Genomic DNA, 1521 nt, shown 5'->3' on the forward strand with positions numbered 1-1521 from the left:
GTGGCTGTTGCACAACGAAGCGAATATTTTTTGACAATATTATGTTAAGATATTGATTTTTAGTATCTTAATAACATGCAAGGCAAGAAACAATATCAAGAAAAGCTCTTTACCAATTTCCAGTTGTCTGACCGTGTCCCATCGGACAATATTTACAGAAAGTTAAAAGAGGTATTAGACCTTCAGTTTTTATACACAGCTACAGCTAAGTATTATGGTAAGGATGGGCAAAAGAGCATCGACCCGATTGTATTTTTCAAGTTATTACTGGTTGGCTATTTAGAAAACCAGCCGAGCGACAGGCGGATTGTTCATATGGCTTCTATGCGCCTTGATATCCTTTACTTTATTGGCTATAATATTGATGAAGAATTGCCATGGCACTCTACACTTAGCCGTACGCGTCAGCTTTATGATGAGGATGTTTTTAACCTGCTATTTAAGCAGGTATTGAAGCAATGTATCGACAAGGGAATGTTAACCGGTAAAAGGCAGGCGATAGACAGCGTTTACGTAAAGGCCAATGCAGCAATGGACAGTGTTAAGGATATTTTAGATGATGCCGAGGTTTTCACCAGCCAATTAAAGGAAGATGAACCTAAAGATGATGCCAATAAGCCAGAGGGTACTAAACCTCAAAAACGGAGCAATACCAACCGCGCCAGTACTACTGACCCAGATTCAAGGATGTCGGTAAAACCCGGTAAGATAACCAAGCTGAATTACCTCAGCCAGCTTAGCGTTGATACCTCAAGTTATATTATTACCAGTATAGGTGCTTTCCACGCAGATAAGAAAGATTGCCAGTACCTTGATGCTGTACTTGAAAAGATTGATAACAACCTAAAAGAACATGGCTTAGTGGTTGAAGAAGTCATCGCCGATGCCAATTACAGCAGTTCATCAGCATTGGAAAGCCTTATTTCAAGAGGAATTACTGGCTATATCCCCAATACGGGTACCTATAAACCCGAACGCGAGGGCTTTACTTATGAAAGAGAGAACGACCGTTACTTATGCCCCCAAGGTAATGCTTTAAAGTTTGCCGGTTATCGGGAACATCACGGTACTCAAAAGAACTATATGAGCAAACGGTCTGATTGCAAAAACTGTCCTATCCGCACAAAATGCCTTGGCAAATCGGACTATAAAAATCTAGTGGATTCTGTAAAGAAGCCATTGTTCGATGAAATGCACAAGCGGATGAATGAAGCATATGGCAAACAGATGATGATTATAAGAAAAAGCACCGTGGAACCCATCATTGGAAACCTTATTGAATACCTGGGCATGCGGAAAGTCAACACCATTGGGATAAAACTGGCCAATAAATGTATGATAATGGCTGGGATCGCATATAATCTCAAGAAACTAATAAAATACGGCGGAAAATGCTTTTGGGATGCGTTATTAAGTCTGTTATCGCCACGATTTGTTTTCTCACTTTAATGAATCTAAGGTTAACATAAATCGTCAGACTGGAATTGTAATTCCTAAACGCTTCGTTGTGCAACAGCCACG

Annotated in this window: 1 protein-coding gene; it reads left to right on the forward strand. The window is 40.2% G+C overall.

Annotated features, from left to right (window positions below; all coding sequences use genetic code 11):
- Nucleotides 1–75 precede the first annotated feature (75 nt).
- Nucleotides 76–1449, forward strand: coding sequence for a transposase (locus JN11_RS24280; protein WP_144916906.1), 1374 nt, complete (start codon nt 76–78; stop codon nt 1447–1449).
- Nucleotides 1450–1521: the final 72 nt, after the last annotated feature.

It is taken from the genome of Mucilaginibacter frigoritolerans (assembly GCF_007830615.1).
In the GTDB taxonomy this organism is placed as follows: Bacteria; Bacteroidota; Bacteroidia; order Sphingobacteriales; family Sphingobacteriaceae; genus Mucilaginibacter; species Mucilaginibacter frigoritolerans.

Excerpts from the sequence above, each read along its gene's own strand:
- JN11_RS24280 (WP_144916906.1), top strand. The coding sequence starts at position 76 with ATGCAAGGCAAGAAACAATATCAAGAAAAGCTCTTTACCAATTTCCAG.